This window comes from Pelagibacterium lentulum (assembly GCF_003992625.1).
Classification (GTDB): Bacteria; Pseudomonadota; Alphaproteobacteria; order Rhizobiales; family Devosiaceae; genus Pelagibacterium; species Pelagibacterium lentulum.
The window spans coordinates 106,176-126,540 of sequence record NZ_RZMW01000029.1 but is presented as its reverse complement, the minus strand read 5'-3'; the positions used below and the strand labels follow the sequence as shown (position 1 = coordinate 126,540).

General features: G+C 58.0%; 25 protein-coding genes. 15 read left to right on the top strand and 10 right to left on the bottom strand.

From position 1 onward, the window contains the following. Positions 1-209: 209 nt before the first annotated feature. From EO133_RS07835 to EO133_RS07820, 3 genes are all read left to right on the top strand, one after another. Complete coding sequence (locus EO133_RS07835; protein ID WP_127072092.1) at positions 210-899, top strand: hypothetical protein; 690 nt, start codon at positions 210-212, stop codon at positions 897-899. 271 nt (positions 900-1,170) lie between these two features. Continuing rightward, positions 1,171-1,578 (top strand): helix-turn-helix domain-containing protein, encoded by a 408-nt coding sequence (locus tag EO133_RS07825; protein WP_127072090.1) that lies wholly within the window; start codon positions 1,171-1,173, stop codon positions 1,576-1,578. Continuing rightward, a complete protein-coding gene (locus EO133_RS07820; RefSeq protein ID WP_127072089.1) occupies positions 1,568-2,068 on the top strand; it encodes a DUF6456 domain-containing protein in 501 nt (166 codons plus the stop codon). The genes EO133_RS07825 and EO133_RS07820 overlap by 11 nt, the downstream gene beginning before the upstream one ends. Here the strand turns inward: EO133_RS07820 and EO133_RS07815 are convergent. Together EO133_RS07815 and EO133_RS07810 are read right to left on the bottom strand one after the other, a co-directional pair. Beyond that, positions 2,065-2,490, bottom strand: coding sequence for a SufE family protein (locus EO133_RS07815; RefSeq protein ID WP_127072088.1), 426 nt, complete (start codon positions 2,488-2,490; stop codon positions 2,065-2,067). The two genes, EO133_RS07820 and EO133_RS07815, sit on opposite strands and share 4 nt — an antisense overlap. 124 nt (positions 2,491-2,614) lie before the next feature. Next, complete coding sequence (locus EO133_RS07810; protein WP_127072087.1) at positions 2,615-2,929, bottom strand: hypothetical protein; 315 nt, start codon at positions 2,927-2,929, stop codon at positions 2,615-2,617. Positions 2,930-3,247: 318 nt separating this feature from the next. Here EO133_RS07810 and EO133_RS07805 point away from each other — a divergent pair, with 318 nt between their 5' ends. From EO133_RS07805 to EO133_RS07795, 3 genes are all read left to right on the top strand, one after another. Then, entirely contained in the window at positions 3,248-5,062 is a 1,815-nt protein-coding gene (locus tag EO133_RS07805) for a PAS domain-containing sensor histidine kinase (RefSeq protein ID WP_127072086.1), read from the top strand. After that, on the top strand, positions 5,059-6,153 hold the full coding sequence (locus EO133_RS07800) for a peptidoglycan-binding domain-containing protein (protein WP_164734926.1): 1,095 nt from the start codon (positions 5,059-5,061) through the stop codon (positions 6,151-6,153). Before EO133_RS07805 ends, EO133_RS07800 begins: the two co-directional genes overlap by 4 nt. 144 nt (positions 6,154-6,297) lie before the next feature. Next, positions 6,298-6,639 carry a DUF1491 family protein gene (locus tag EO133_RS07795; RefSeq protein WP_127072084.1) on the top strand — a complete coding sequence of 114 codons (342 nt, stop codon included), beginning with the start codon at positions 6,298-6,300 and terminating at the stop codon, positions 6,637-6,639. Positions 6,640-6,643: 4 nt separating this feature from the next. On the opposite strand, the gene EO133_RS07790 is transcribed toward EO133_RS07795, so the two are convergent. Both EO133_RS07790 and EO133_RS07785 read right to left on the bottom strand, forming a co-directional pair. Beyond that, on the bottom strand, positions 6,644-7,348 hold the full coding sequence (locus EO133_RS07790; RefSeq protein WP_127072083.1) for an SDR family NAD(P)-dependent oxidoreductase: 705 nt from the start codon (positions 7,346-7,348) through the stop codon (positions 6,644-6,646). Between the two features lie 51 nt (positions 7,349-7,399). Continuing rightward, on the bottom strand, positions 7,400-7,849 hold the full coding sequence (locus EO133_RS07785; protein WP_127072082.1) for a YcgN family cysteine cluster protein: 450 nt from the start codon (positions 7,847-7,849) through the stop codon (positions 7,400-7,402). A 112-nt stretch (positions 7,850-7,961) separates the two neighbouring features. On the opposite strand from EO133_RS07785, the gene EO133_RS07780 reads away from it, so the two are divergent. The 3 genes from EO133_RS07780 to EO133_RS07770 are packed head-to-tail and all read left to right on the top strand — an operon-like array spanning position 7,962 to position 11,251. After that, the gene (locus EO133_RS07780; RefSeq protein ID WP_127072081.1) at positions 7,962-10,130 is read left to right on the top strand and encodes a transglycosylase domain-containing protein; all 2,169 of its coding nucleotides are present in this window, start codon (positions 7,962-7,964) and stop codon (positions 10,128-10,130) included. Positions 10,131-10,133: 3 nt separating this feature from the next. Next, positions 10,134-10,706, top strand: a complete 573-nt coding sequence (locus tag EO133_RS07775) for a DUF1214 domain-containing protein (RefSeq protein WP_127072080.1) — start codon at positions 10,134-10,136, stop codon at positions 10,704-10,706. Beyond that, on the top strand, positions 10,706-11,251 hold the full coding sequence (locus EO133_RS07770; RefSeq protein WP_127072079.1) for a DUF1254 domain-containing protein: 546 nt from the start codon (positions 10,706-10,708) through the stop codon (positions 11,249-11,251). Before EO133_RS07775 ends, EO133_RS07770 begins: the two co-directional genes overlap by 1 nt. A 3-nt stretch (positions 11,252-11,254) precedes the next feature. Here the strand turns inward: EO133_RS07770 and EO133_RS07765 are convergent, their stop codons facing one another. After that, the gene (locus EO133_RS07765; RefSeq protein WP_127072078.1) at positions 11,255-12,052 is read right to left on the bottom strand and encodes a hypothetical protein; all 798 of its coding nucleotides are present in this window, start codon (positions 12,050-12,052) and stop codon (positions 11,255-11,257) included. A gap of 13 nt (positions 12,053-12,065) precedes the next feature. Next, the gene (locus EO133_RS20200; protein WP_164734925.1) at positions 12,066-12,239 is read right to left on the bottom strand and encodes a hypothetical protein; all 174 of its coding nucleotides are present in this window, start codon (positions 12,237-12,239) and stop codon (positions 12,066-12,068) included. 172 nt (positions 12,240-12,411) lie between these two features. On the opposite strand from EO133_RS20200, the gene EO133_RS07760 reads away from it, so the two are divergent. From EO133_RS07760 to EO133_RS07740, 5 genes are all read left to right on the top strand, one after another. Continuing rightward, positions 12,412-13,560 carry a DUF2336 domain-containing protein gene (locus EO133_RS07760; protein WP_127072077.1) on the top strand — a complete coding sequence of 383 codons (1,149 nt, stop codon included), beginning with the start codon at positions 12,412-12,414 and terminating at the stop codon, positions 13,558-13,560. A gap of 162 nt (positions 13,561-13,722) precedes the next feature. Next, positions 13,723-14,157 (top strand): curlin, encoded by a 435-nt coding sequence (locus EO133_RS07755; protein ID WP_127072076.1) that lies wholly within the window; start codon positions 13,723-13,725, stop codon positions 14,155-14,157. 72 nt (positions 14,158-14,229) lie between these two features. Next, entirely contained in the window at positions 14,230-14,637 is a 408-nt protein-coding gene (csgH, locus tag EO133_RS07750) for a curli-like amyloid fiber formation chaperone CsgH (RefSeq protein WP_127072075.1), read from the top strand. A 191-nt stretch (positions 14,638-14,828) separates the two neighbouring features. Continuing rightward, positions 14,829-15,239 (top strand): curlin, encoded by a 411-nt coding sequence (locus EO133_RS07745; protein ID WP_127072074.1) that lies wholly within the window; start codon positions 14,829-14,831, stop codon positions 15,237-15,239. Positions 15,240-15,357: 118 nt separating this feature from the next. Next, positions 15,358-16,410 (top strand): dipeptidase, encoded by a 1,053-nt coding sequence (locus EO133_RS07740; RefSeq protein WP_127072073.1) that lies wholly within the window; start codon positions 15,358-15,360, stop codon positions 16,408-16,410. 15 nt (positions 16,411-16,425) lie between these two features. Here the strand turns inward: EO133_RS07740 and EO133_RS07735 are convergent, their stop codons facing one another. Genes EO133_RS07735 through aac(3) form a run of 3 tightly spaced genes read right to left on the bottom strand, consistent with a single transcriptional unit; the run spans position 16,426 to position 18,379 of the window. Beyond that, a complete protein-coding gene (locus EO133_RS07735) occupies positions 16,426-17,154 on the bottom strand; it encodes a DNA alkylation repair protein (RefSeq protein ID WP_127072072.1) in 729 nt (242 codons plus the stop codon). Between the two features lie 19 nt (positions 17,155-17,173). Continuing rightward, complete coding sequence (locus tag EO133_RS07730; RefSeq protein ID WP_127072071.1) at positions 17,174-17,521, bottom strand: ArsR/SmtB family transcription factor; 348 nt, start codon at positions 17,519-17,521, stop codon at positions 17,174-17,176. A gap of 51 nt (positions 17,522-17,572) precedes the next feature. Beyond that, complete coding sequence (gene aac(3), locus EO133_RS07725) at positions 17,573-18,379, bottom strand: aminoglycoside 3-N-acetyltransferase (protein ID WP_127072070.1); 807 nt, start codon at positions 18,377-18,379, stop codon at positions 17,573-17,575. Between the two features lie 214 nt (positions 18,380-18,593). Here aac(3) and EO133_RS07720 point away from each other — a divergent pair, with 214 nt between their 5' ends. Then, positions 18,594-19,817, top strand: coding sequence for a lytic murein transglycosylase (locus EO133_RS07720; protein ID WP_127072069.1), 1,224 nt, complete (start codon positions 18,594-18,596; stop codon positions 19,815-19,817). Here the strand turns inward: EO133_RS07720 and EO133_RS07715 are convergent. Next, a complete protein-coding gene (locus EO133_RS07715) occupies positions 19,814-20,305 on the bottom strand; it encodes a GNAT family N-acetyltransferase (protein ID WP_127072068.1) in 492 nt (163 codons plus the stop codon). The two genes, EO133_RS07720 and EO133_RS07715, sit on opposite strands and share 4 nt — an antisense overlap. Positions 20,306-20,365: the final 60 nt, after the last annotated feature.

Genomic DNA, 20,365 nt, shown 5'->3' with positions numbered 1-20,365 from the left:
GGCGGCAAAGCTACTGCGCAAACGACGCGCTAAAAAGAGGCCCGGTCAATCACCGGGCTTTCCTTTTTCGTCCTGACTCTTGTCTTCCTTACCGCTAGTCTTCGGATTTGGCGGCGTGGTTAGAGCGCGGCGCAGAGCGTTGTCGCGACGACGCGCGGTTTCTTGCTCGTCGGTTGCTCCAGAACTTTCGCTCTTGTTAGGAGGGGCCAATGTCATTTATTCCCGAGTATTCTCATGTTCGCTTTCCAAGCGTGCCAGAAGAGTTTGCGGAGGCCGCGAGAGAGGTGCGTGAAAATTTTAGCATGCTGCGCGCTTACGAGAAACACTTTCAGCACGACGTCGAGTTATTTGATCATGTAGAGGCCCAGCAGGCCTCAATTGTGGTGCCCGAAGGAGATTTTTCTACGAATCCTGAATACTGGTTGCAAAAGAAAGCCCAAGACGAAGCGCGGCTACGGCTTATGACTTGGACCCTTGCTGCGGCCCGTGACGGGGTTCTAAATATCTTCCACTTTGGGAAAACGGTGAGCGCCATCAACGCCGGAATGAAGTGTGTCCCTGGCTACTGGTCCGACGATATCCAAAAGCGGTTTAAGACCATCAATCAGAAAATGACCGAACATTTCCCCCGGTTTGAAGGGACCCGACATGCCGCGACCCATTTGGCCGAGTTTTTTCAAATTGAGCAAACCAGAAAACACGCCGTTGCCGGACCGTACAGGGGGAATGATTTCAAAATCGGCAATGAGTCCTCCCTAATGTTGCAAGACGTTTTAATGGGCCGAGCCTATACCACGACATTCGGAGGCAAAGTTCTCTCGTGCGAAATCAGCGAAAAATCCTTAGCGCAGCTTCAAGAGATTCGCGGCCTCGTTTACACAGCCTTTGAGCCCTCCTGAACCGAAGATGTAACCTTCGTTCGGAATGCAGCTACGACCTCAAAAAGGTCGAAGCTGCCATCGATAGCCGTTCGTTCGCCATCTACTGGCGTCATAATAAACGCATCCGGGTCCGCTGCCTCTAATGCAGAAACGAGAAACCGGACGAGCGCCTCGACTTCTCCCTCATCTTTTAACACCGGCCTGTCACGCCGTTCTGTCTTATCGGAATCAACCACTTTTGTCACGTATATAATTAGGAATTATATCCTATTTATGAGAGAGTGGTCCTATGACAGTGCAGACTTATTCGAGTTTCCGGCAAACCGATCCCGCGATGCCGAACGACCACACGCTGGCATGTGCCAGAATTGTTGCGATTGTAGCGCGTCACCGTAACGTGCGGCACGAGGCGATTCTCACCCATTCGCGCTCCCGAAAACCTGTGGCGGTCGCACGGCAAATAGCGATGTATCTTAGCCATGTGCTTCTCGAGATCAGCATGACCGATGTCGGCCGGTACTTCGGCAGGGATCGTACCACGGTTGCCCATGCGTGTGCCGTTGTCGAGGACATGCGTGACGACCCTGCAACCGAGCGGGAAATTGCGCTACTGGAAAAAGCGATACTTGGATTTGCGACGGTTCGCCGCGCGCCATGCTCTTATAATTCGCAGTTGGAGCGCGTCCATGGGCATTGAGGCACAAGCCGAGGCGCTGGCGCGCACGTTGCCTGCGGTTGCCGTACTCGCACGAGCGCGCAAGAACGAAACACGTTTTCTGGCGTCTCATCAGATGGAAGCAGCGCTGCGTATTCACCGGTTGTTTGAAAAGGCGCAGATTCGGCAGAATGTCACAATGCGCTATGGGCCGAAAGTTTCCGGCCTGCGGGGCAATGGAGATAGCGTGAGCGATATGGCGATCGATGCCCGTATGCGGCTCGAAAGCCTGCTCACCGATCTGCCGCGCGACTGTCAAAGCGTTCTGCGCGACATTTGCGGCTATGACATGGGCATTCACGATGTTGAGCAATTGCATGGCTGGCCACGGCGCAGCGGCAAGATCGTGCTGCGGCTGGCGCTGGACCTTGCCGCCGCGCGCATGGGGCTTTCCCCTTTGGCGCGTGGGCAAGAGACCTGCGGGACACGTTTCTGGGTACAACCGGGCGCAATGCCCAGTGAGATTGGTTAGGCCAATGCCTGCGCGTCGGCGCGCACGCGCTTGACCATTGCCGCAAGCCCGTTCGAGCGCTGGGTGGACAGGTGCTCGCGCAACCCGATCGAATCGAGAATGGGCAGGGCGTCCGTTTCGGCAATGTCCCGCGCCGTACGCCCGGAATAGAGCGCGAGCAAAATGGCAACGAGCCCCTTCACGATATGGGCGTCGGAATCGCCCCGATAGGTGAGGACGGTTTGTCCGTTGGCCTCGCTGGCCTGTGTGACCAGCCAGACTTGCGAGGCACAACCATGCACCTTGTTATCCGCATTGCGTTCGGCATCGGTGATCTCGGGCAGGGCCTGGCCCAACTCGATGATATAGCGATAGCGATCCTCCCAATCGTCGAGAAATGAGAGGTTGTCGGCAATTTCAGTAAAGGCGTCTGGCGTGTTCATAAGCGCTATTTAGGCCATCGCGCCGAGGAAAAAAAGGGCCGCAAACGCTTGTCGAAGGTTTGCGGCCATATCCGGAGCCCGCATGGGCAGAACTATTATCGGCTCCGGGCGGACCCTTCTGGTCCTAACTTGCCCAGTCGGGGCGCCTTGGAGGCACCGGCGCCTGAACGGGCGAAGCAGCAACGGTAAGATGAGGTTGTGGTGCAATTTGTGGCACCTGTGCCGGCTGGTTGATCGCAGTTTCAAGAATCGCGCGGCCAGCGGCACATTCAAAGCTCGCGCACTCCGGAGCTCTGGAAAGCCCGGCACTGATAAGGGCTTGTCCGCCCTTAACGATCTCGGCGCCGGCAGCGTCAGCGGTCGCACTGAAATCGTGATGCGCAGGCGCAATTACGAGCCATGCGGCGGTGAGCCAGAATGCGGAGCGAACCAGAAACATTGTGAGCCTTTCAGCACCGGACTTGGATGTCTGGTCCTGAAGATAGAGGTCAATTCTAAAAGCTGTAAGGCGGATTTAGCGCGAATTTATCTCAAATTTTATCGAAATTCGAAGCAATGCGGAAACGGGTCGTTATGCAAGAATCTGTTTACGCTAAAGCCAGTTTGTCGCCCTCCGACAGGCGTAAACCGGCCCAATCGACGTCTCAGGACCAAACACTTAAGGGTGTTTTAGGGCTTGAGTGAAAATGTGGCGCCAATACCGGGGCCATACCCCAGACGCGCGGGCGATTCCCGTCGCGCTAGAGTAGAGTAGTTTATGCGTAACCCATTTGCCGCAGCGAAAGTTCGGACGTTTCTGGCAGCCCCGCAATGGGCGGCATCGCGGCCTGACGTGCTGCGCGGGCAGGCCCTGTTCTTCACCACGATGATCATGCTGGCGGCTTCCGCGATCGCCTATCCGGTCGCGCTTTATTTTCTGGTGTACGGCGCCGCAATGCCGGTTATCGCTGCCAGTGCCGCGCTTGCCTGCGCCGCTGCCGCGTTGGTGTTTCACCAGCGGAAAAATCTCGAAGGTCAGGTGTTGTGCCACGTTCTGGCAATCGCCAGCATGAGCGTCGTGCTAACCTTAACGGACCCTGCACTGTTCGACTTTGGCTTGGCACTGGGTCTGATGGCGGCCCTATATGCCATGCTGACCTCGCAAAGCCGCTACCGGCGCTGGGCCTGGGCCGTGCCGGTTTCGAGCTTGGCTGCCAGTTTTCTCCATACCGCGGGTTTGATTCCCAGTCCCTTTACGCAGACTGAAAATGGCTGGCTGTTCATTGCTGTCACCGTCTATGCGGCAGCGGTGATGGTGATCGCCGTCATCACCAATCGGCTCAATTTTGCCGCTGCCGCTGCCGCGCGCAATCAGATGAAAACCTTCGACCTTCTGATCGAAAGTTTCCGCGATGCGGTCGTGCGTTACGATGCCGACGGCGCGATGATGCAATTGTCGCGCTCCGCATCCAGGCTGCTGGGCTGCAAGGCTTTCGAACTCGATGGCAACGGACTGTTCGAGCGCATCCATGTCATGGATCGGCCCGCCTATATGGCAGCGCTTTCCGACGCGCGTACGCGCGGACTCCATGCTGCGCTCGACATCAGAATGCGCCGGGACACGAGCAAGCCGGGCGCCAGTGCGGATTATCTCTGGGTCGAGGTCAGCCTGTCGCCGGTCGTTGACGAGACCGATGCCGAGCAAACCTATGAGGTACTCGGAATCCTGCGCGACATTTCCAAGCGCAAGAATGCCGAATCGGAAATCAACACAGCCCGCATGGCCGCCGAGGAAGCCTCTGAGGCCAAGTCGCGCTTCCTGGCGACAATCGGTCACGAATTGCGCACGCCGCTCAATGCGATCGTCGGCTTCTCGGACATGATGCAGGCCAATATCGGCGGGCAGTTGACACCAGCGCACAAGGAATATGCCGAATTAATCAGCCAAAGCGGGCATCACCTGCTCGATGTGGTCAACATGCTGCTCGATATGTCAAAGATCGAAGCGGGCAAGTTCGAGGTTCACGCCGAATTGTTCGACCCCGGCAGCATGGTCGAGCCTTGTTGCCAGATCGTCGACAAGGCAGCGCGGGATCGTAACATTTCGATCAAGGCCCTTGTCCCCGACAACCTGCCTCAAATCGTTGGCGATGAACGCGCCTGCCGCCAGATCCTGATCAACCTTTTGTCAAATGCCACAAAGTTCAGCCATGATGGCGGGATAGTGGAACTGTCGATGAAACGGCAGGGCAAGATGCTCAACATTTCGGTACGCGACCGCGGCATCGGCATGGGCGCGGAAACCATCGACCGGATAGGTGAGCCCTTCCTTCAGGCGCAGAATGGACTGGCGCGCCGCTATGAAGGCACCGGGCTTGGCCTGTCGATCGTGAAGGGACTGGTGGCCCTGCACGACGGCCAGTTCCACGTCTTTTCGGAAGTGGGGCAGGGGACAACGATTTCCATCCTTTTGCCCATAGACGGACCGGCCGGGCGCAGACCTGCCGCCAGTATCGAACACCTGCATCCCCCTCAAGCCAGCGACGATGAAACACAATGGCTGGAAGACGAAAGAAAAAGCGCCGCAAAATGACCACAGGTTCTGTTGCCCATATTCCTCTTGCTCTGGGTTCGGCGCTCGCCGCTCTGGCGGGCGCAGGGGTGCGTTGGTGCGTTGAACGGTTCGTTCAGGCACCCATGGCGACCTCTGGTATCGTGCTTGTCGCCGGCCTGACTCTGATGGGCGGCGCCAATGCTCTGTTCATGCAGGATGCCCGCCACCCTGCACCGCTCTTTGTCAGCGGCGATGCAGGTTCGCGCATAAACACGCCGCCCCCGGTAGAGCCCGTTGTGGTGCAACCGGTCGAGCGGCCCGAGGGACTGACGACGCAATCGGCACCCGCCGCCCAGCCGACACCGCAGGCCCAGACGGCACCGGTGCAGCCCCAGGAAAGCCGTTCGGTAGGCAATGCCGATATTGCCGAACTGCAGCAAAAGTTGCAGGCGCTGGGACTGTTCGACGGCACCATCGATGGTTTTTACGGTCCCAAGACCGCCGACGCCATCCGCGCGTTTGAAAGCCGGTTCGATATGCCGCGCACTGGCGCGGCTTCGCCCCAGGTGCTCGATGCGGTTCGACGGGCGCCCCTTAACGGCGCGCAAAACGGCGCTGCAACCCAGCAGCAAGCGCCCGTGCCGCCGCAGCCCGCTCAACAGCAGGCGCAGGCCCAGCCTCAGCAACAGCAGTCCGCAGCTCCGCTGTTTGATCCGTCCGCGCAGACCAATATGGTCGGCATGGCGCAAATGGGCGATATTGGTGCGCTGATCGAGGACAGCGAGCCTGCCACGGGGCACGAAGCAAGAGCGCAAGAGAGCCAACCGATGCCCGAACGGGTGGAAACCGCCGCGACCCCTTCGATTACCGAGACGGTGATGAGCCTAAATCCGCTGAATCAGGAACAGGCCGCACAAGCTGTTCCACCATCGCGCGACCGGGATCTTGTCAGTACCGTTCAGCGGGGGCTGAACCGCCTTGGCTTCCTGCAGGCGCCCGTAAATGGCGTAGCCGATGCAACGACAGCGCGTGCGATCCGGCAGTTCCAGATTTTCCACAACTACCGCCCGACCGGCGAAGTGACACTCGATCTTGTCGACATGCTTGAAGCTGCTGGCGCCTACATGTAGGGCTAGGGCAAGTCTGCTTTTCATTGAATCGCAGACTTGCCCTAACTTCTTGTTTTGTCGCGTGTCCGAACCGGAAAACCGTTTACACTTTTCCTGGACACGCTTTGTCTGTCGCTTCAATTTTTATGCACAAGGCCGATCATCATGGACCAATTGCGCAGCGATATCTGGTGCGCGGCCTTTGTCCGGCGCCATAACGACCTGGGTAATTTGTGCGTTGTCGCGCGCAGAGGCGACCCTATAGCCGGCCAGATATGGATCGAGATTGATCATCTTAACGGTACGCGCACGCTGATGGTGCCAGCTTCGTCAGCCGTCCTTGGCGAGCGTCACGGCGAACGCAAATTCGTTGTCCGCTACGACCGTCAGGACCCGCTGACGATCATGGATCGCATCCGGCGGGAAACCGACTTCGATCCCGACCTATGGGTGCTCGCGGTCGAAACCAGAAACAGCGATGTGGGCGTCGATATCATCGAACAGTAGGACGTCACCACGGCAGCGGTGAATAGGTTCGGTCAAGAAATTTACCACTGTCCTCCGGTTGGACTTTTTCAGCGCAATCGAGAATGGCGCGCGCGGCTTGTGCGGGGGACTGGACGTCGAGACCGGTTTTCGAGAAGGGCCGAGACAATCGGGTTTCTACCGTGCCCGGATGAAGCGCAAACACAATGGCATCCGGTTTACTCCGTTCCAATTCCAAGGCCGTGGTTCGCACGATCTGGTTAAGAGCGGCTTTGGACGCGCGGTAGCTGTGCCAACCACCCAAGTGGTTGTCCGAGATGCTGCCAACCTTGGCTGAAATCAGAGCGCAGACTGAGCGGCCTTGCCGCGGCAGGAGCGGTGCGAAATGCTTCAGAACAAGGGCAGGGCCAATAGCATTTATCGCATAAGCCTTCGCCATATGCCGGGCATCGAGTTGGCGCAGGCTTTTTTCCGGCTCAAAGCCATCGCCGTGAAGAAAGCCGGTTGCGCAGATCAGAAGGCGGATCGGCCCCAGCCCGGCGGCATAAGTGGCCGCAGACGCGATCATTGTTTCGTCGGCAAGATCGATCGCCGGCGAACTGGAACGCGAAAATCCCAGGACGTGATTGAACCGGCTTGCGTCACGTAACGCATCGACAAGCGCCCGTCCAATCCCACCAGAACTGCCGATTACGACGGCAAGGCCCTGATTTGACTCCGATATTGCCATTGGCTTGCACCTCACAGATCAGGTCAAGTACGCAGGCGATAAGGGTGCCGATCAGTCTTCGGGTTCCCAATGGGGCCAATCGGCGATATGGCTCTCCCAGTCGTCGGTGTCGACATCCGCTTCGGCAATGGTGCGGCCCCGTACTGATACGCCGGCAAGATGCACAGTGTTGGGGTCGCCGGAAACAAGCGGGTGCCACCAGGCAAGGCCCCGGCCTTCCGCGAGGCGGCGATAGGCGCAGGTTGTCGGAATCCATTTGATTTCCAGCGTCTTCTCAGGCGTTAGCTTGATGCAGTCGGGCACAATTTTTTGGCGGTTGGGATAATCGATGCAAGCGCATGTGTCGCCGTCCAACAGCTTGCAGCGGACGTCGGAGGTGTAGATCTCTCCGCTGTCTTCATCTTCAAGTTTCAGCAGGCAGCACTTGCCGCAGCCATCGCACAGCGCTTCCCATTCCTCGTCATTCATGGCCGAAAGCGGCTTTTCGTCCCACCAGGACATGTTTCTACCCGTAATTAACGCTGTGGCAGCATGAGATACATATAATTGTGATGACCTAAACCCTTTACTTGCAATAAGATAGGGAAAGGTTCTCTTCACCGCGTCAGGACCAATGAGCAAGCAGCAGGACCCTTTTTACACCAAGCAAAAGCGCTCCAAAGGCAATTCCCGCCTGTTGGAGGCCGATGCTGCTCTCGATTCCGCTCTTTATGACAGCTTTCGGGCCTTCGGGCGATTTTATATCCGCCTGCAGGATTTTTTCTCCATCTTTGCCGTGCGCGGATTCAAACGCATTTTCGTCGAACTGACCTCGGACGGCTTCAGCTTTGCCGCTATCGGCGCGGTCCTGATGACGGCCTTTGCGCTCTCGGCCATGGATGCAACGGCATCGGGCGAGTTCAACCGGGCAGAGGACTATTCGGTTATTTTCCTTGACCGTTATGGCAATGAAATCGGACGGCGCGGCATCCGCGCCGATGATTCCATTCCGCTATCTGCCATTCCCGACTATCTGGTGAACGCAACGCTCGCGACTGAGGACCGTCGTTTTTATGACCATTTCGGCATCGATGTGATCGGAACCTTCCGCGCGCTCGTCTCCAACACCCAGAGCGATACCAGTTTGCAGGGTGGCTCATCGATAACCCAGCAATTGGCCAAAAATCTGTTCCTGAGCAACGAGCGCACCATCGAACGCAAGATCAAGGAACTTTTCCTGTCCTTCTGGCTGGAGGCCAACTACAGCAAGGATGAAATCTTAAAACTCTATCTCGACCGCGCCTATATGGGCGGGGGCAATTTCGGGGTGGTGGCGGCAGCCGAGTATTATTTCGGCAAGCCGGTGCAGGATATTTCGCTGTCCGAAGCAGCTATGCTCGCAGGACTCTACAAGGCGCCAACGCGCTTTGCCCCTCATATCGATCTGGCGGCAGCACGTGGCCGCGCCAATGTGGTGCTCTCCAACATGGTCAATGCCGGCTATCTGACCGAAGGGCAGGTCACTGGCGCACGCCGCCGCCCTGCTGAAGCGATCGACCGGTCCCATGAGATAAACTCGCCAAATTATTTTCTCGATTGGGCCTTTCTGGAAACCAAGCGGATCGTGGGCGACAGCAATGAAGTCGGTTTCATCGTGCGCACGACAATCGACCCCCAATTGCAACGGCATGCCGAAGACTCGATCATTTCCGTGCTGCGCGAGGAAGGCGCGGCATTTAACGTCTCGCAGGGCGCGATGGTTGTAACCGACCTCAATGGTGCGGTGCGGGCGATGGTTGGGGGCACCGATTACGGGCAGAGCCAGTATAACCGGGCGACAGCTTCGACCCGCCAGCCGGGCTCGGCCTTCAAGCCCTTTGTCTATGCGACGGCTTTTGAGATGCTGGGCATCACACCACGGACTGGCATTTCGGATGCGCCCATCTGTATCGGCAACTGGTGCCCGCAGAATTATGGCCGCTCCTATCGCGGCTCGACCACTATCCGCGCGGCCATGGCGGCCTCGATCAATACCGTACCCGTGCGCCTGTCCACCCAGACGGGCCGCGAGCCGATTGCCGAAATGGCGCATCGGCTCGGCATTCGCAACGAGTTTCCCGTAACGCGCTCACTGGCGTTGGGCGTGGCTTCGGTCAGCGTTATCGACATGGCCTCATCCTATGCCGTCTTTGCCAATGGCGGCTACCAGGCGACGGCCTTCGGCGTTACCCGCATCGCAAATCTCCGGGGCGAGGTCATCTATGAAGCCGATCCCGACCGGAACCGCGTGCGGCTGCTCGATGAGCAGGTCGCGCTCGCAATGAACGATATCCTCCATGCGGTCAATTATGGCGGCACGGGCGGACGGGCGGTTGTGGAAGGTGTGCCCACGGCGGGCAAGACCGGCACCACCAACGCGCATCGCGACGCCTGGTATGTGGGCTTCTCGGGCAATTATGTCGCTGCTGTCTGGTACGGAAACGACGACTATCGTTCGACAGTCGGGCTCACCGGCGGGCGGCTACCTGCACAAAGCTGGCAGAAATTCATGGAATATGCCCATACAAATATCGAAGTGAAGCCGCTCTTTGGCGTCGAGATGGAGCCGCGTCCCTTCATCATCGCTCAGGCCGATGGCGATGAAGACGGGGAGACTGGCGCCGAGCGACCACCGAGCCTTGCCCCGGCGGCCGCAATCAAGCTGCTTGATCTGACAGAGAAAATGCGTCAGGCACAGGTGCGCGGCACTGAAAATATCGATCAGGCCAGTGCGCCCGTTGCTTGGGACAGTGAGAGTCTATAGGTCTTGGGATTCATCTTTCGTCTGCTGACCATGCTTGCGGTCGCCATCGCTATCGGCTTTGGCGCAAGCTATTATGCGTTGACGGACGGGCGTATATTCGGGGCCGTGCGGGAAGGGCCATGGGCCGGTTGGCCACAGATCGGGCAACCTGTGCCAGATCCTTATTCGCGAGCCTACCTGGCGCGCGCCGGATTGATGCAACTGGGGCAGGCCGAAGGTATCCAGTTCACCGCCTTTGCCGACAACGAAGGTGAGCCGCTTGACCTCGCCTGCAACTACCGGCTGACGGGCAGGGTGCCGGGGGCAAGCTTTTGGACCATTGTCGCCACGGACGAGGACGGCACGCTGATGGCAGCGCCGGATGGGCAGGCGGCCCTGCACAGCGAACGCATTGCCTATGGTGCGGACGGATCGATCAATGCTGCAATCGGGCCGCGGCTCGCGGCTGGAAATTGGCTGGAGACGGCCGGTCGTGGGCCGTTCTGGCTGACGCTGACGCTTTATGACGCTGCGATATTTTCCGGTGGGACTTCAACGATTTCCGAAATGCCGCAGATTACGCGGGAGGCCTGCTGATGGCACGGTTTCTCTTATGGGTGCTGTTTGGCGTCATCCTGGGTGGATTGATCCACCTCGTCGTGATCCTGACGCTGCCGGATATGGCATCGCGCGATCTTGCAACGCGACTCGGCGAACTGAATGCGCACGAAAATGTTGTGGTGATCGATGCGATAGCGGCTGGCGAGCCCAATCCGCTGGGGCTGGACCCCGAACTGGTTTATGGCGTGTGCCAGCTTTCGCTCCAGAACGGTCCTGGCGTTGTGAACGGTCAGTTGCCGATTGGCTTCTGGTCGGTTGCGATCTTCAACAGGCAGGGGCATGTCATCTATTCGACCACAAACCGGTCGGGCTCGAGCGGTTATCTCGATATGGGGATATTCAACCCGTCCCAGACGCGGCTCTTGGCCGAACAGCGCTTCGAGATCGAGGAAGGCATGCTGATCGTTGAGACCCCGACCGACGAGATATTTGTGGTCCTGCGTGTTGCTCCCGCGCATGGCGCCATGCGCGCGCGCTACGTTCGCGTCCTCGATGAATTGCGGTGCCTGACGATCCGGTAGGCTCTATTTGCGGTAAACCGGTCCATTTTCGATCCGAGAGGGAATGGGCGCGTTCTTGCTGACAATCGCCCCCGAGCCGCCACCACAGAAGTCACGAGCCTTCGCGCGACGCACATAATGGGAAAGTGCTGCCAGTTTTTCATCGACGATGCGGGCTTCTTCATGCGGGGTTTCGACGAGAAGGCGATCCAACGCCATTGAGTAGGCCTGATACCGATAGTCCAGCGCCCGCGTGAACCATGCGATTTTCTGATCGTTTTCCCATTTTCGGGCGGCAGCTTGCTGGGCATTCTCGGGTGTGCCGACATTGGACACGGCGATGCCGCGCTGACGGTCCACCTCGATCACGTTGCAAATGGCAATGAACGTGGCCGGGATCGTTGCCAGATCCATATCGATGTCGTTGCCGACAGCGCGATAGCGTATCCGAGAGGACGCAAAGGCGCTTGAGCGCAGGTGATTGTAGTAGCGGTCAGGATTGAAACTGATGTCGGTGGCTCCGGTCAGCCGCGTACGCTGAAGCTCGACCGCCGTGTCGTAGAACCAGTCCTTGGTATGCGGGGCAATAAGAAAGCGCCAGACCCGATCGTGCATTTCACGTTCCTGATCGGTCTGGTTGAAATTGGAAACCGGCTCGCCGCGCCCGCGCGCCTGTGAAGCGCCGATGGTTGGCATGATCTGGTCGTGCATGACGCTCGGCGCCGCGCGACCGAAATCTCCCGTCGGCCGGGCACAAGCGCCCAGGCTAGCGGCAAACACAACAAGAATTGCTGCGGCCTTGATGCCGCGATCAATAGTCATGGTCAATTTCTATTCAGCCCTTGCGTCGGCGGCGTGCAGTGCTTTCCGGTGTTGCGGTGGCCGGTGCCTTGCCGCGCTCGTAACGGATGCCGGTAAACAGCAAGACCTTGCCCATCGGTGCGCCAGTCGCAATTGAACGGCTGGCTGATCGATTGGGCTTGGGACTGAATCTAAGCAGCATACCCATTGTGACCTCTCATCGTATCAAAGCGACCCCGAGCCAAAGGGAATCAGTGCGGGATTCCGGCGCGCAATCGCTCTTGATCGGCCCCATTAAGAATTCGTCAAGGTTAATAGTCCGCTAACGAATTGTGAGAAATAGTGGCGACAATTGAATTGAACTCGAAAATGAGTCGCCCATGATTGGCTTTCAGCCGTATGAGACATTTCAGTTATTGGTAGAGACCGGCGGCGTCGAGCGGGCCAATACCTTGCTTGTCGCGGCCTGCGATGCGTTCGCCAAGCGCCCACGCCCTCTGCGCTCGGAAATCGAGCAGTTCGAGGCACTCGCGCAACGCCTGTTTCCCAATGCCGCGCCATCCGCACGCAGCAAGGCAGCGCTGACGCTGGCAACCGCAGACAATCTTACGCCGGAACTTGAAGCGCTTGTGATCGACCACCTTGGCACTGCGCTGAACGACTACCTGATTGGTACCAAGTCGATTTCCGAAGAAATTGTGATGCGCCTTATCGACAAGGGCGACAAGGATGTGCTGGCTGCGCTCGCTCAGCGCCCGGACCTTACCAATACTACGCTGGCGCGCCTATTCCCTATCAACAGCCGCAAGATCTATCGCGCGCTGGCCGCAAACACAGCAATCGAGCCCAAGGGCGCGTATCTGAGCGCGTTGACCCGCTCCGCGCATATGGATCACGAGGTGGCAAGGCTGCTCTCCGAGCGCGACGATTTCGATGCCGCGCTTTTGACCCCGGCCTTTTTCGATCTGCCCGAAGCCGGGCGCCTCAAGACTTTGCGCGCTTACGCGCACAGGCGGATGCCGCAGGCGCCGATGATGCGCACATTCGAGCATATATCGGTTGCAACCAATGAGTTCACGACGGCGCTTATGAAGCTGTTGTCCGACAATCGCCGTCCGCGCATCACGCATTTGCTCAAGCAAGTGACCGGGCTTGACGAAATCCGCTGTGGCGAAATCGCCCATGATACCAGCGGGGCCGCCCTTTTCGTCGTGTTGCGGGCCTTTGGTTGCACATCTTATGACGGGCTCAAGGTCCTGATCCACGCGACAAGTCACGATGCGGACCGCTCCAAGACACTTGCCGAGTTTGCGCAATTGTTTGAGGACGTCCACCCTTCAGCCATGGTCTATATGATGAGCGCGTGGCGAGGCGATGTGAACCTTTTCGATCTTGTGCGGCCCGAATACGCGCCGTTCCAGCCCGAAGGGCGGCGCCCTGCCGCAAAGTCCTCGACCCCGCTTTCCGGTACGGCTGGCGCGCAAGCCATCGATAAACTCAATGGGTTGAAAACACGTCGCGCGAGCTAGGTGAAAACTAAATACACATAAATATTAGTGGCTTGAAGAAGATTCTGCCACATGAACCAATTCTGAATGCGCCCTTCAGGGCGCGTTCGGAACCCTGCCGCTAAACCTGATCGTGTTCTAACGCAACACGGGCAAAAGCCCAGAAGGATCAGGAGAGAGAACATGGCACGCAAGGGTTTGATCTCGGCAGTACTCGTCGCTGTAATGGGTTTTTCCGCAGTTCCTGCAACTGCAAACGATGTCTTTATTCACCAGTGGGGCTTCGGCCATTCCGCCGGTGGCAGCCAGACCGGCTTCCGCAACAATATCGGCGTGGTGCAGAACGGCTGGTACAATCAGGCCGTCAGCGAACAGCGCGGTCGCCGCAACACCGCTGCCACCGGTCAGGATGGCAATTACAACAATTCCGAAATCCGGCAGAACGGCCGCAACAACGCCGCAGGTGTTGGCCAGTTCGGCGATAATCACACCTCCATTCTGACCCAGGACGGTAACGGCAACATCGCCGCCGGCGTTCAGGTCGGCAAAAACTGCTCGGCTAACGTCTCCCAGGGCGGTTCAGGCAATGTCGCTGCCTTCGTGCAGACCTGCCGCTAACCAGCCATGAGCGCCAACAGGCCGGAAAGGAGACCGTCCTTTCCGGCAAAACCGACACAGGAGTTCCGAGAAATGGCTACACAAAGCAAAAAACATCTGGCCTATGCGATTTCCATTGCCGGAGCAGCTGCCGCAATCGTCGGCGTCGCCAGTGTAAGTCAGGCGCACTCCATTCTGGAAGAAAAGGCGGCGTCTCACTGCGACGTGATTGCGACGCCCCATAATGGCTCGCTTGGTATCGAAGCAATCTATCGGGCCGATGGCGCAACGCACGGACAATACAGCCTTTCGGTGAAAAGCGCTGGCGGTGGCAATAGCACCAATATCAATCAGGGGGGCGGCTTCAGCGCCCAGGCAGGTGAAATTCTCAGCCTTGGCCGGATGAATTTGGGCGGCGCCAGTGCTTATGATGTCAGTCTGAAGGTCGATGCCAATGGGCAAACTCACGAATGCGGCGGGCGTGTCAGCGGAGCACGCTGAGTGACAAAATCAGAATATCGAAAATGACAAAGGGCTTCAGGTTTCTGAGGCCCTTTTTCCCTTTTGTACCGTGAATGCCTGCAAGATTAACCGTAGATAAATGGAGCCTTCCGGCTCGGTTCAGGCGCATCGGGTCATAGTCACTTCATCGGCTGACAAACAGCTTGGGCAAAGAATTCAGGAGCTGGAACATGGTACGCAACATCACCAAAACCCTCGTCGCAGGTCTTCTTGTCGCAACCCTTGGTTTGACGAGCCTGACCGCGCCTGCACAGGCCAACGGCCAGATTTCCATCGGCATCAATCCCGCCAATACCGAACAGGCCCGCGCCATGCAGATGGGTCTTGGCATTTATGCTTTGGTCAATGGCATCCAGAATGGTTCAATAAACCAGCGCGGCAGCAACAACGCGGCCGGCCTGCTGCAGGACGGGCGCGGAAACCTGGGTATCGTTCATCAGGAAGGTCGCGGCCACAACGGGACTGTTGAGCAATACGGCAACGGAAATTCCTATGGTCTGTTCCAGTTCGGCACCGGAACCAACGCCCATGTGCAGCAAAACGGCCATCAATCCGGCCTGGGTTTCGTATTCGGCTGGTAGGGAAAATTTACCATAAATCTGGCTGCTAAAAAGAGGACGCAAATTGCGTCCTCTTCTGTTTGCGCGGATTAAAAATCTGGTGCAGGGTGCGAGCGTGTCAAAGAGGATTCTTCCGCTCATGTTTGAGGCTCAGTACCCGATTTTCGATGGCCACAATGATACGCTGCTGCGTCTGATAGAAGACGAAGGCAAGGGCAAGGCGCCCGATTTCCTAGGGGAGTGCGACGGCTACCACATCGACATGACAAAGGCCAAAAAGGGCGGCCTTGCTGGTGGGCTTTTCGCCATGTTCACGCCCAATCCGGAGAACTCGATCAACGGTATTCCCAGAAAGCCTACGATGGGAGACCCAATCGATCGCGAACGGGCCGAGCAGTTCACCTACGCGATGATGGACAAGGGTGATGCGCTGATTGCTGCCAGCGGCGGTTCCGTTCGGCTCTGCAAAAGCGCAGCCGATATTCGTGAGGCGATGGATGCAGGCGCCATGGCGATGGTTTATCACATCGAAGGCGCTGAGGTCATAGATCCCGATTTTGAGGCGCTCGACACGCTCTATGAACGCGGCCTGCGCTCGATCGGTATTACCTGGAGCCGCAACAATGTCTTTGGCAATGGCGTGCCCTTTACCTTTCCCGGCTCGCCCGATCACGGCGAAGGCTTATCCGATAAGGGCATCGAACTGGTCCGGCAATGCAACAAGCGGGGTCTTGTGATCGACCTTTCCCACCTCAACGAAAAGGGTTTCTGGGATGTTGCGCGGACGACCGACAAGCCGCTGGTTGCAAGTCATTCCAACGTTCACACGCTTTCGCCCACGCCGCGCAATCTCACCGAGAACCAACTTGACGCCATCGCGGAATCGGGTGGGCTTGTCGGACTCAACTTCGCGGTCGGCTTTCTGCGCGACGATGGCGACCATGCCCGCAAGGACACAAAGCTTGAGACAATGATCGGGCATCTCGATTACCTGTTGGAAATGCTTGGCGAGGATGGTGTCGCGCTGGGCTCTGATTTCGACGGTGCAACAGTGCCAGCGGAGATCGAGGACGCGTCGGGACTGCCGTTGCTTGTTGCCGAGATGGAAGCTGCCGGCTACGGAGAAGAGTTGATCGCCAAGATCACCCATCGCAACTGGATCAATCTGCTTGAGCGAACCTGGGGGGCCTAAGCAGTCCGGCGACCTCTATCGCTTGGCCAGCGCCATGTAATGGGCACGCTGATCCTTGTCGAATTTTTCGAGTGCCCCGCGTAACATTACGCGTGGCATGGTGGCAGCATGATCGGCGAGAAAGGCCAGCAGCCGGGGGTTGTCGGCGCCCACTTCGCGCAAGGTCCAGCCGACTGCCTTCTGAACCAGTTCCTCCCGATCATGCAGCAGGGCTGTCGCGATGGCGAACGTATCGTCGAACTGGTTGCGCCGGATAAACGAAAATGTCGCCAGAATGGCCGTGCGCCGTTCCCACATCGAGGGTGAACGCGCCAACCGATAGAGAATTTCGCGCGGCCGCTCGACAAGGTGTGGACCGATGACGCGCCACGCGGCAAGATCGACGAGATCCCAACTGTTTATCCTGTCATGGCGGCGCAGATAGAGTTCGTAAAGCGCCTGCTTGCGTTCGTCGGTGGTCTTTTTGTGCTGATATTGCTTGGCCATGATCGACATGGCTCCGGCGCGGTGTTCGTGAATTTCGCTTTCAAGCAGCAATTCGATCTCGGTCGGTTCCATGGTCAGGAATTGCTTGGCGAGGTCGAAGACATGCCCCATGCGCACGCCCATGAAGATGTCGCCTTCGCCATACTCACCTTGGCCGAGTTTGAAATAGCGGTTGTATTTTTCTTTTTCCGCGTCCGATTGCAGTGCGGCCATGCGCAGCTTGAACGCGGCGGCGGAAAGGTCGGCCGGCTCAGTCATGGAACTATGGCCAGCGGCATCAGTTTTTCCCGCTTTTCTGTGCTTCCTGAAGATCCCCGAGCAGATCGTCGAGCCGCGCAAAATTGGTTTCCCAGACTTTCCTGTAAGGCGCCAGCCATTCATTGGCCTGCTTTAGCGCCTCGCCCTCGATCTTGACCGGCCGCCGTTGCGCATCACGGCTGCGCGAAACCAGCCCGGCGCGCTCGAGCATCTTGATATGCTTGGAAATCGCGGGTTGGCTTAACTGAAACGGCTCGACAAGCTCGTTGACTGTCGCTTCCCCTTGCATCAGGCGGGCCAGAATGGCACGCCGCGTCGGATCGGCAAGGGCTATGAAGGTTGCATCGAGACGTTCGGATTCGGTCATGAGCCTGCTTTGTTGTTTATAGCCATAGGGTAATATTGCGATCCTTTCTGGTCAAGCCTGCCCGTGTCGCTCGAGCCAGTCCACGGCGAACGACACAATAGCCTCCGCATCGACAATGACGGTTGGGGCCTGCCCGACAGTGCCGCTTATGCCCGCGCCGGACGCGAGATAGCTCTCGACTATTTCGGTGAAATAATCACGATCATCGAGTGCGGGACAAAGATAGGTTCCGGTATCAAATTCCTCGATCCGCTGCCAGCGAACACCTTGTGGGGTTGCAAATGGCACATCAACGGACTTGATCCGCTTGCTGGGCACATCGGCCAGATGCTCGGCGTGATGGATGATCGTCATGGTATCGAGTGGCGCGCCGATCATCGCAATCTTGCCGTCGATCTCCACGAGCTTTGCAAATGGAGACTGCTCGCCATAGCCGTAGTTCAGGGCATGATCGGCTGTCAGCCAATCCGCCTTCGCTCCCAGCGCAACCACGGACGCTCCAGGATTGGCGCTGCGGACTGCACCGGGCGTGGTGCGCAGAAATTCGGGAAAAACGCCGTTATCGCGGATGGCGCGGGAGCGCAGCGGGTCATAGGGCGGGATATGCAGGCGCCAATGCTCTGGGACAGTGCCGTTCTTATCGAGCAGGTCTTCATAACGGGCATCCCAATCGGCATAGGCCATGAGCGTTCCGTGTTCTCCGATTGCATCCATGATCGCACCGATCAGGGCGTCGGGACCATTGAGCAGCGCACCGACACGGCTGACGGCGGCGTGAATCATGAGCGTATCGCCGGGTTTGATGCCAAGCTGCTTCAGGTCGTGGGAAAGTGCTTTTCGGGTGATAAAGGAGGGCATGCGGGGGAGCGCTCACAAGAGTTTGAACATAAGCCTAAGCCATGACGGTCCGATTTCCAACGTGCTTAACGCCCTCTTAAATCCATTGAGGCAAACTGTTCCGAAATTGAGTATCAGCGCATCTCACCGGCTGTCGAACTTGGGGGCAAGGACAGCATTATGCCACAAATGCGGGGCAAGGTGGGGCTGAGCTGGAAACCTGATAGGTGTATCCATGCGTAAAATTGCCTCTTTGAATACCAATCCCGGTCTCACGCGGCGACAGGCGCTCGCCATGACATTGGGCGCAGGTGCAAGCCTGATGCTGCCCGGCGTCGCGCTTGGCAATGTGCAGAGTTTTGTTTCTGGCATATGGCCAGAAGCGCACTCTCGCGGCGTTTCGCGCACGGTCTTTGAGCAGGCGTTCTCGGGCTTTTCGCCCAGTGCCCGCATCATGGAGCTGACCCAGCGCCAGCCCGAAGTCACCAACACCACCGGGCAATATCTGGGCAATGCCGTCAGTTCCGCACGAATCTCGACCGGCCGCGCCATGCGCGGAGAATGGGGCCAAACGCTTGCCAATGTGCAGCAGCGTTATGGCGTGCAGCCGGAAATCGTGCTCGCCATCTGGGGCATGGAAACCAATTACGGTTCGTATATGGGTGGCAATAACGTGATCCATGCGCTCGCCACCCTGACCCACGGTCGTTACCGCTACGACTTTTTCAAAAATGAGCTTTTGACGGCCTTGCAGATCCTGCAGGCCGGTCACGTTTCTGCGCCGAACATGGTCGGCTCCTGGGCCGGCGCAATGGGGCACACGCAGTTCATGCCTTCGAGCTTCCAGTCCTATGCTGTCGATTACAACGGCAATGGCCGCCGCGACATCTGGAACTCGATCCCCGATGCTCTCGCTTCGGCAGCAAATTACCTTCGGGCTCATCGCTGGCGCAATGGTGAAACCTGGGGTTATGAAGTCCAGCTTTCCTCCAATTTCGATTACGCACGCGCTTGGGACGCCGGAAAGCAGAGCCTGTCCGCATGGCACGCAATGGGCGCGCGCCGGACAGGCGGTCGAGAGTTTCCGCGACCGAGCGATCAGGCCAGCATTTTCATGCCATCGGGCAGCCAGGGACCGATATTCCTGATGCTGCACAATTTCGATGTCATCAAGCGCTACAACAATTCCAACAACTATGCGCTGGCGGTGGGACATCTTGCCGACAGGATTCTTGGCGTCGGCCCGTTTGAACGCGCGTTCCCGGCTAATGAGACTGCATTGACACGCGATCAGCGTCGCCAGTTGCAGTCTGCGCTCAACGCGCGTGGCTTTAATGTTGGCGAAGCGGACGGGATCATTGGCTCACGCACGCGTCAGGGGATTATTGCCTTCCAGCGTTCGGCCGGCATCACCCCGGACGGTCACGCATCAAGCGCGCTGCTTTCCCGGCTGCGTTAAACGATTGGTCTGGCCGGCGGTTGATCCACGGGCCAGATCATCTGCAACTCTTCCTCCAGATGGCGGGCGCCGATCCGCTTGTAAAAGGCGATGGCGGAGGCGTTCTTGTTCCAGACGTTCCAGATAACCTGCCCGGCACCCCGATGTCGGGCCATTTCCCGAATATGGTCCATCAATGCACGGCCAGCGCCGGTGCCGCGCACGGCTTCGTCAACAAAAATGTCGGCAATGTGCAGGCTGGCGGTAACACTTTCCATGCGGACACCCCAGAAGTAGATCGAGTACCCGACCGGCTCGCCATCGTGTTCGGCAAGTAGCGCGCGGCAAACGGCGTCAGGGCCGAAGCAAAGGGCCTCGAAACGAGAGAATAAAGTCGGATCAATATGTTCAGGTTCGTCGATCGTATCGAGATAAGCGTTGAACTTTTGCCATAGGAGTTGGAGCGCTGGCAGGTCTTTTGGGCCTGCAGCCCGGATTGAAATTGGCATCGATCACCTCGAAAACATACGAGTCCGTAACCATAGGACCGCGCAACAATACCAATCCGT

Bases quoted from the DNA above. Each gene is read 5' to 3' on its own strand.
- EO133_RS07835 (WP_127072092.1), top strand. From the start codon at position 210: ATGTCATTTATTCCCGAGTATTCTCATGTTCGCTTTCCAAGCGTGCCA.
- EO133_RS07825 (WP_127072090.1), top strand. From the start codon at position 1,171: ATGACAGTGCAGACTTATTCGAGTTTCCGGCAAACCGATCCCGCGATG.
- EO133_RS07820 (WP_127072089.1), top strand. From the start codon at position 1,568: ATGGGCATTGAGGCACAAGCCGAGGCGCTGGCGCGCACGTTGCCTGCG.
- EO133_RS07815 (WP_127072088.1), bottom strand. From the start codon at position 2,490: ATGAACACGCCAGACGCCTTTACTGAAATTGCCGACAACCTCTCATTT.
- EO133_RS07810 (WP_127072087.1), bottom strand. From the start codon at position 2,929: ATGTTTCTGGTTCGCTCCGCATTCTGGCTCACCGCCGCATGGCTCGTA.
- EO133_RS07805 (WP_127072086.1), top strand. From the start codon at position 3,248: ATGCGTAACCCATTTGCCGCAGCGAAAGTTCGGACGTTTCTGGCAGCC.
- EO133_RS07800 (WP_164734926.1), top strand. From the start codon at position 5,059: ATGACCACAGGTTCTGTTGCCCATATTCCTCTTGCTCTGGGTTCGGCG.
- EO133_RS07795 (WP_127072084.1), top strand. From the start codon at position 6,298: ATGGACCAATTGCGCAGCGATATCTGGTGCGCGGCCTTTGTCCGGCGC.
- EO133_RS07790 (WP_127072083.1), bottom strand. From the start codon at position 7,348: ATGGCAATATCGGAGTCAAATCAGGGCCTTGCCGTCGTAATCGGCAGT.
- EO133_RS07785 (WP_127072082.1), bottom strand. From the start codon at position 7,849: ATGTCCTGGTGGGACGAAAAGCCGCTTTCGGCCATGAATGACGAGGAA.
- EO133_RS07780 (WP_127072081.1), top strand. From the start codon at position 7,962: ATGAGCAAGCAGCAGGACCCTTTTTACACCAAGCAAAAGCGCTCCAAA.
- EO133_RS07770 (WP_127072079.1), top strand. From the start codon at position 10,706: ATGGCACGGTTTCTCTTATGGGTGCTGTTTGGCGTCATCCTGGGTGGA.
- EO133_RS07765 (WP_127072078.1), bottom strand. From the start codon at position 12,052: ATGACTATTGATCGCGGCATCAAGGCCGCAGCAATTCTTGTTGTGTTT.
- EO133_RS20200 (WP_164734925.1), bottom strand. From the start codon at position 12,239: ATGGGTATGCTGCTTAGATTCAGTCCCAAGCCCAATCGATCAGCCAGC.
- EO133_RS07760 (WP_127072077.1), top strand. From the start codon at position 12,412: ATGATTGGCTTTCAGCCGTATGAGACATTTCAGTTATTGGTAGAGACC.
- EO133_RS07755 (WP_127072076.1), top strand. From the start codon at position 13,723: ATGGCACGCAAGGGTTTGATCTCGGCAGTACTCGTCGCTGTAATGGGT.
- csgH (WP_127072075.1), top strand. From the start codon at position 14,230: ATGGCTACACAAAGCAAAAAACATCTGGCCTATGCGATTTCCATTGCC.
- EO133_RS07745 (WP_127072074.1), top strand. From the start codon at position 14,829: ATGGTACGCAACATCACCAAAACCCTCGTCGCAGGTCTTCTTGTCGCA.
- EO133_RS07740 (WP_127072073.1), top strand. From the start codon at position 15,358: ATGTTTGAGGCTCAGTACCCGATTTTCGATGGCCACAATGATACGCTG.
- EO133_RS07735 (WP_127072072.1), bottom strand. From the start codon at position 17,154: ATGACTGAGCCGGCCGACCTTTCCGCCGCCGCGTTCAAGCTGCGCATG.
- EO133_RS07730 (WP_127072071.1), bottom strand. From the start codon at position 17,521: ATGACCGAATCCGAACGTCTCGATGCAACCTTCATAGCCCTTGCCGAT.
- EO133_RS07720 (WP_127072069.1), top strand. From the start codon at position 18,594: ATGCGTAAAATTGCCTCTTTGAATACCAATCCCGGTCTCACGCGGCGA.
- EO133_RS07715 (WP_127072068.1), bottom strand. From the start codon at position 20,305: ATGCCAATTTCAATCCGGGCTGCAGGCCCAAAAGACCTGCCAGCGCTC.